This window comes from Thermogutta sp. (assembly GCF_014359955.1).
GTDB lineage: Bacteria > Planctomycetota > Planctomycetia > Pirellulales > Thermoguttaceae > Thermogutta.
The window spans coordinates 1-5,405 of the sequence record NZ_JACIYL010000253.1 but is presented as its reverse complement, the minus strand read 5'-3'; the positions used below and the strand labels follow the sequence as shown (position 1 = coordinate 5,405).

At 57.7% G+C, this 5,405-nt stretch carries 4 protein-coding genes and 1 pseudogene; 2 read left to right on the top strand and 3 right to left on the bottom strand.

The features are described from left to right. From H5U08_RS09360 to H5U08_RS09350, 3 genes and pseudogenes are all read right to left on the bottom strand, one after another. Positions 1 to 196 (bottom strand): annotated as a pseudogene (locus H5U08_RS09360) (NAD(P)H-hydrate dehydratase); the annotation flags it as partial. Further along, the gene (gene larB / locus H5U08_RS09355; protein ID WP_297032401.1) at positions 193 to 993 is read right to left on the bottom strand and encodes a nickel pincer cofactor biosynthesis protein LarB; all 801 of its coding nucleotides are present in this window, start codon (positions 991 to 993) and stop codon (positions 193 to 195) included. The pseudogene H5U08_RS09360 and the gene larB, both read right to left, overlap by 4 nt. 248 nt (positions 994 to 1,241) lie before the next feature. Next, positions 1,242 to 3,008 carry a hypothetical protein gene (locus H5U08_RS09350; protein WP_297032399.1) on the bottom strand — a complete coding sequence of 589 codons (1,767 nt, stop codon included), beginning with the start codon at positions 3,006 to 3,008 and terminating at the stop codon, positions 1,242 to 1,244. A gap of 129 nt (positions 3,009 to 3,137) precedes the next feature. On the opposite strand from H5U08_RS09350, the gene coaD reads away from it, so the two are divergent. Together coaD and H5U08_RS09340 are read left to right on the top strand one after the other, a co-directional pair. Beyond that, entirely contained in the window at positions 3,138 to 3,656 is a 519-nt protein-coding gene (gene coaD / locus H5U08_RS09345) for a pantetheine-phosphate adenylyltransferase (protein ID WP_297032397.1), read from the top strand. A gap of 314 nt (positions 3,657 to 3,970) precedes the next feature. Next, positions 3,971 to 5,359 carry a Gfo/Idh/MocA family oxidoreductase gene (locus H5U08_RS09340; RefSeq protein WP_297032396.1) on the top strand — a complete coding sequence of 463 codons (1,389 nt, stop codon included), beginning with the start codon at positions 3,971 to 3,973 and terminating at the stop codon, positions 5,357 to 5,359. Positions 5,360 to 5,405: the final 46 nt, after the last annotated feature.

Here is a 5,405-nt window from a genome sequence, read left to right as displayed (position 1 = left end):
CCGGCGCCGGTGTTGCAACTCTGACGAGGCCCGCGCCTCCGCGGAGAGCCGCCAGACCAGCAAGCCCTGCCGCCCCCGACATGCCCAAACTCCCGCCCACAATGAGGACCGTCCCAAACCGGCCCTTATGGGCATCCCGGGGGCGCACCGGCAATATCGGCAAAGGGGGATTTTGGGCAATACTGTTTTCGATCATTGTTTTGCAGACCCCAGCAAAGCGCGCCGCCGAGCACTGTTTTTCGCAATCAACCCAGCCACATAGCCACCCTTGAATCCCGCGTCGATGTTCACCACCACCACATTGGCCGCACAGCTATTGAGCATGCTCAACAGGGCCGAGACGCCGCCAAAACTGGCCCCGTATCCAACGCTGGTGGGTACGCCGATCACCGGACAGGACACGAAGCCCCCGACCACGCTGGGAAGTGCTCCCTCCATTCCCGCCACAACCACCACGGCGTCAGCATCCTCGAGGAGATGGAGATTGGCCCGCAGCCGGTGAGGCCCCGCCACTCCCACGTCCTGCACCAGACGAACTTCGGCGCCGGTCCACAGAGCTGTTTCTCGCGCTTCCTCGGCCACGGGGAGATCGCTGGTTCCGGCAGTGACCACGGTCACAATACCTCGTGGTTCCGTATCGGTTGGCGGCTCCTGCTTCGGGATGCGAAACGTACCTGCCACCGCGTTGTACCGTCCAGCAGGAAATTCCCGAAGCAAGACCTCGGCCTTATCGGGCGAAATCCGTGTCGCAAAAACATCGACACCGTTTTCAAGGAGGGCGTGGAAAATCTTTCGCAACGCGTCAACGGTTTTGCCCTGTCCGTACACCACTTCGGGAAAACCGCATCTTCGCTGCCGATCCAAATCAACCTGAGCCTCGCCAACATCGGCGATTCCCCATTTCTGACATGCCTCGACGAAACGATCGACATCGAGCTGACCGCTCTTCAATTGCTGGGCAAGGTGACGCAGTTCGTTAAGAGAGAGCATCATCTGCACGCACTCCTGTGGGATCAAACGCAGGGACAGAACGCTGGTCCGAGCTTCATCTGTTCGCCTCGGCTGATCCTCGCCCGGACGCCACCACTCAACAGGCCATGGGAGAAATCTTGATGGCCCTGGGCACTCCCGTTGCTGGGAGTCTGGTGAATTGTATCAGGCGCGTCATCCCAGCACGACGAATTTTTATGAGCAACCGGTGCTCCACAGAGAACCCGGCGGTGACGACCGACGGGCGGTGATCATTTCTGGGAGGCAAGGTCGTAACTGGTCAACGGTGGTTGATAGTATCCCATCGCGGCCATCGCCACATCCAATCGATAAAGTGGATCCTGAAGCAGAGTGGGACGCCGGTCCACGGCCGGTATCGTTGTCGCATAGATCCTGATTTCCCCTGGCACCGTGGTGATAATTTCTTCCCGCCAGTCGCCCACCAGATCCACTGTGGCGATGTAACTTCCCTCGAGCCGCGGACCGAGTTCTTGCGGGGGATGGTACTTACGGATACGCGACCCGATGACAAGTTCCCGGTAGGGGTCGGCGTCCCAGTAGGCCACCCAGGGACCGAATCCCGCCAGGTTTTCCTCGCTGATCACCTTGCCCTGCGCACTCCACAGCCTGGCCCAGGCGAAGTTCTTTTTCGGATCGGTGTCGGCACTGTAGCACTCCGCGCCGGGATAGCGGGGATCAATGTCGCTGCACATGCCGTGACTGTGAACGTGCCGTGTCGGACCGTCGTATCCCCATAGAATCTCGCCCGTTTTTGCATCCACCATGCACATGGCGTTTTTCGGCTGCCGGGTTTCCATTCCATAATAGATTTCCATTCCCGGCCGCTCGGGGTCCAGATCACCGACATAGGCATGGTCGGGATGGCCAAGTCCTGTACTCCACAAGGGTTTTCCGTTGTCGTCCAGGACAAGCGACCCGAGAATGATCTCGTCCTTGCCGTCCCCATCGACATCGGCAGCCTGCGTCCAGTGGGCTCCCTGTCCCTGGTACTTTCTTTCCAGACCCCGGTTGTCCCACCGCCAGATTTCCGTAAGCTGCCCTTTCTCGTACCGATAGGCGACGGCCACCATGACGTTGTATGTACCGCGCAGCACGATGAGAGCTGGCCTTCTCCCGTCGAGGTACGCCACCGCCAGTTGATTCCGCGAGGCATAGTTGTAGCTGGGAAACATCTCCCGAGCCGGCCAAGCCACACGGGTGACGGGCTTCCCGGTTTGCCCGTCGAGGATTGTGAGATACTCTGGTCCACTTTGCACGCGGCCGTCGGGACCGCGGGGATCCCCCTCACCTGTTTTCACCGCTACTTCGGCCTTTCCATCACCATCCAGATCGTACACGATATAGGGCGAGTACCAGATCCCCTGTTCAATCGCCCAACCAAGATCGTATCGCCACAACATTTTGCCCGCTAAAGTATAGGCTTCCAGTTTGTAAGTGCCTGGACTCGGCTTCCAATAGGCCTCATAGGGGTCGATATTTTGGTTCGGCTGTTTGATGACAACATCCAGACGGCCATCTCCGTCCAAATCGGCAATGCCGACCTTTTGAAACGTATGATTTCCGTCGAGCTTGATGGACAGGTAAGGCCGGGCTTTTTCCCCGACCGTCACAACAAACGAGGTGTGCTCACCCGTCTCCTGCCCCTGTCTGACAGCCCGCAAAGTATACCGGTAGTTCCCCGGATCGACTTCCTCGTCCACAAAGTCGCAGGTCCGAGTGATGGGTTCCTGGTTGCGTCGAACGGTGGCTCCACCATCCAGATTCTGGCGATAAACATGGAAAGCAATGTCCTGCGGGTCCTCGCGAAGCAATCGCCAGGTGAGATAAACAGCACGGGGCCCGGCCTGCACAGCGACAAATCCCCGGTCCAGCTTCTCCATGTGGCGCTGGCCGTAAGCCGGTGCAACACCGGCAAGGACAACAAAGGCCCCAACCGCCATATTCAACCAGGGCCCACGGGGCTGGCATCGGCCATCTGGTACGCGTGAAATCGTCATGGTCAGTCCTCCGCAGCAAACGGCTGGATCGAGCTTTCAACGGCTGCGCCGTGCGTGCATCGACGCAAGTTTTTTCGTAATATAATCGGTTGGGAACGAACACGCCATCGTCTGATTGGAGAACCGGCCATGTCGCAGCTCGATCCTCGCATCGCCGTTTACCCCGGGTCTTTCGACCCGATCACTCTTGGCCACCTCAACGTGATGGAACGCGCCAGCCGATTGTTCGACCGGCTCATTGTGGGGATTGGGGTGAACATCCATAAGTTTCCGATGTTCGATGCCAAAGAACGTGAGGAGCTCATACGGCAATCCACGCCCCATCTTAGCAACCTCGAGATCCGCACGTTTCGCGGTTTGGCCGTCAATTTTGTTCGCGAGTGTGGCGCGAAAATCATGATCCGTGGCGTCCGTCCCATCACCGATATCGCGGCGGAAATCACCATGATGATGGCCAACCGCCGCCTCGCCCCGGATGTGGAAACACTTTTCATGATTGCCGATGGCGAACTCGCCCATGTTTCCAGTTCGCTAATCAAAGAAATTGCCCCCATTGCCTCCGATGAGGAACTTTCCCGTTTTTTGCCTCCGCCGGTCGTGGCAGCGCTGCGGGCGAAACTAGCCGCCTCGGGCCGCGCAACGCGGTGAGAGAATTCGTGAGACCCCAGCCCCCTGGCTTTGCTGCTCATCCCATGCAATTTGTTCTCGCTTGGGCACTCGCAATGTGGCTTTCCGAAGACCAGTCGAAACCATGAAGTTTTTTACCGAAGGAGATAGACTACTTGGTTGACAGCCAAAATCGGCCGACGACAATACAAGGCGGCAGACAGGTTTTTGTACTGCTGTAACATTGCCCTCAAAATGCAAGAAGGCAGAACAGCTCGACCACCCCTTTTTAGGCAGGCCGAAAGTTTTTTCTTTCACCAAATGTCCGTTTAACGCATGTGTGGAGGTTGCTTGCAATGTCAGACCAAGTCTCGAAGTCGTCCCGACGTGAATTTCTCAAAAACACAGGCCAACTAGCCGCCGCTACGGCCGTCAGTGCGGCAATGGTGCCGCATGTCCATGCTGCGGAGGATAACACCATCCGGATCGCCCTCATCGGGTGTGGAGGACGCGGTACGGGCGCCGCGGCGAACGCAATGTCTGTCAAACGAGTCCCTATCAAGCTCGTCGCGATGGCTGACGTTTTCACCGACCGTCTGAACTCAAGCTACGACAGCCTCAAACAGAGATTCGGAGACCAGGTGGATGTCCCCGACGATCGCAAATTCATTGGCTTTGACGCCTACCGAAAGGCCATGGATTGCCTTCGCCCCGGCGATGTGGCGATTTTCACCACGCCTCCCGCCTTCCGCTGGGTGCACTTCACCTATGCGATCGAGAAGAACCTCCATGTTTTCATGGAAAAGCCGGTGACTGTCGATGGTCCAACCAGCAAACGGATGTTCGAACTGGCCAAAAAGTCGGTAGAGAAAAACCTCAAAGTCGGCGTGGGATTGATGTCGCGCCACAGTCGCGCCCTGCAAGAGCTCTACAAGCGTCTTCAGGACGGTGCCATTGGCGACATCATCTTCGAGCGAGGATACCGCATGCATGGGCCGGTCGGTTATTTCGCTTCCACCCCCAAGCCCGAAGGAATCAGCGAATTGCTTTACCAGGTTAGGCGGTTCCACAGCTTTCTCTGGGCCAGTGGTGGGTCCTACAGCGACTTCTATATCCATATCATCGATCACCTTGCCTGGATGAAAAACGATTGGCCTGTCAAAGCGATGGGGCTGGGTGGCCGACATTACAAAACGAGCCCCGAGGGTGTGCCCTACATCGATCAGAACTTTGATGTCTATGCAGTGGAGTACACCTACGCGGACGGGAGTAAATTCTGCTTCGACGGCCGCTGCATGGCAGGCGCCGATAACGTCTATTACAGCTATGTCCACGGATCCAAAGGGTCGGCGCTGGTGTCCGCCAGTGGAGACTGCGGTCTGCCCTCCCGCATCTTCAAGGGCCAGGCCCCCGATATGTCTGCCTTAGAGTGGGAATCCAAGGTTCCACCGGAAGAACGCGACCCCTACCAGAACGAATGGAACGCCCTCATCGATGCCATCCTGGATGACAAACCCCATAACGAAGCCGAACGTGGTGTCAAAGCAAGCCTTGTCACATCGATGGGCCGGATGTCTGCGCACACCGGTCGCGAAATCACCTACGAAGAAATGCTCAACTGCTCGCATGAGATGGCGCCGGGCCTTGACCAGTTGACAATGGACTCCCCGGCACCGCTCCAACTGGGGCCCGACGGACGCTACCCCGTCCCAATGCCGGGACTTAAAACAGATCGTGAGTATTGATCGCCAAAATAACTGGACGTGCCCTCGGGCCCAAAGTGCCCAAATA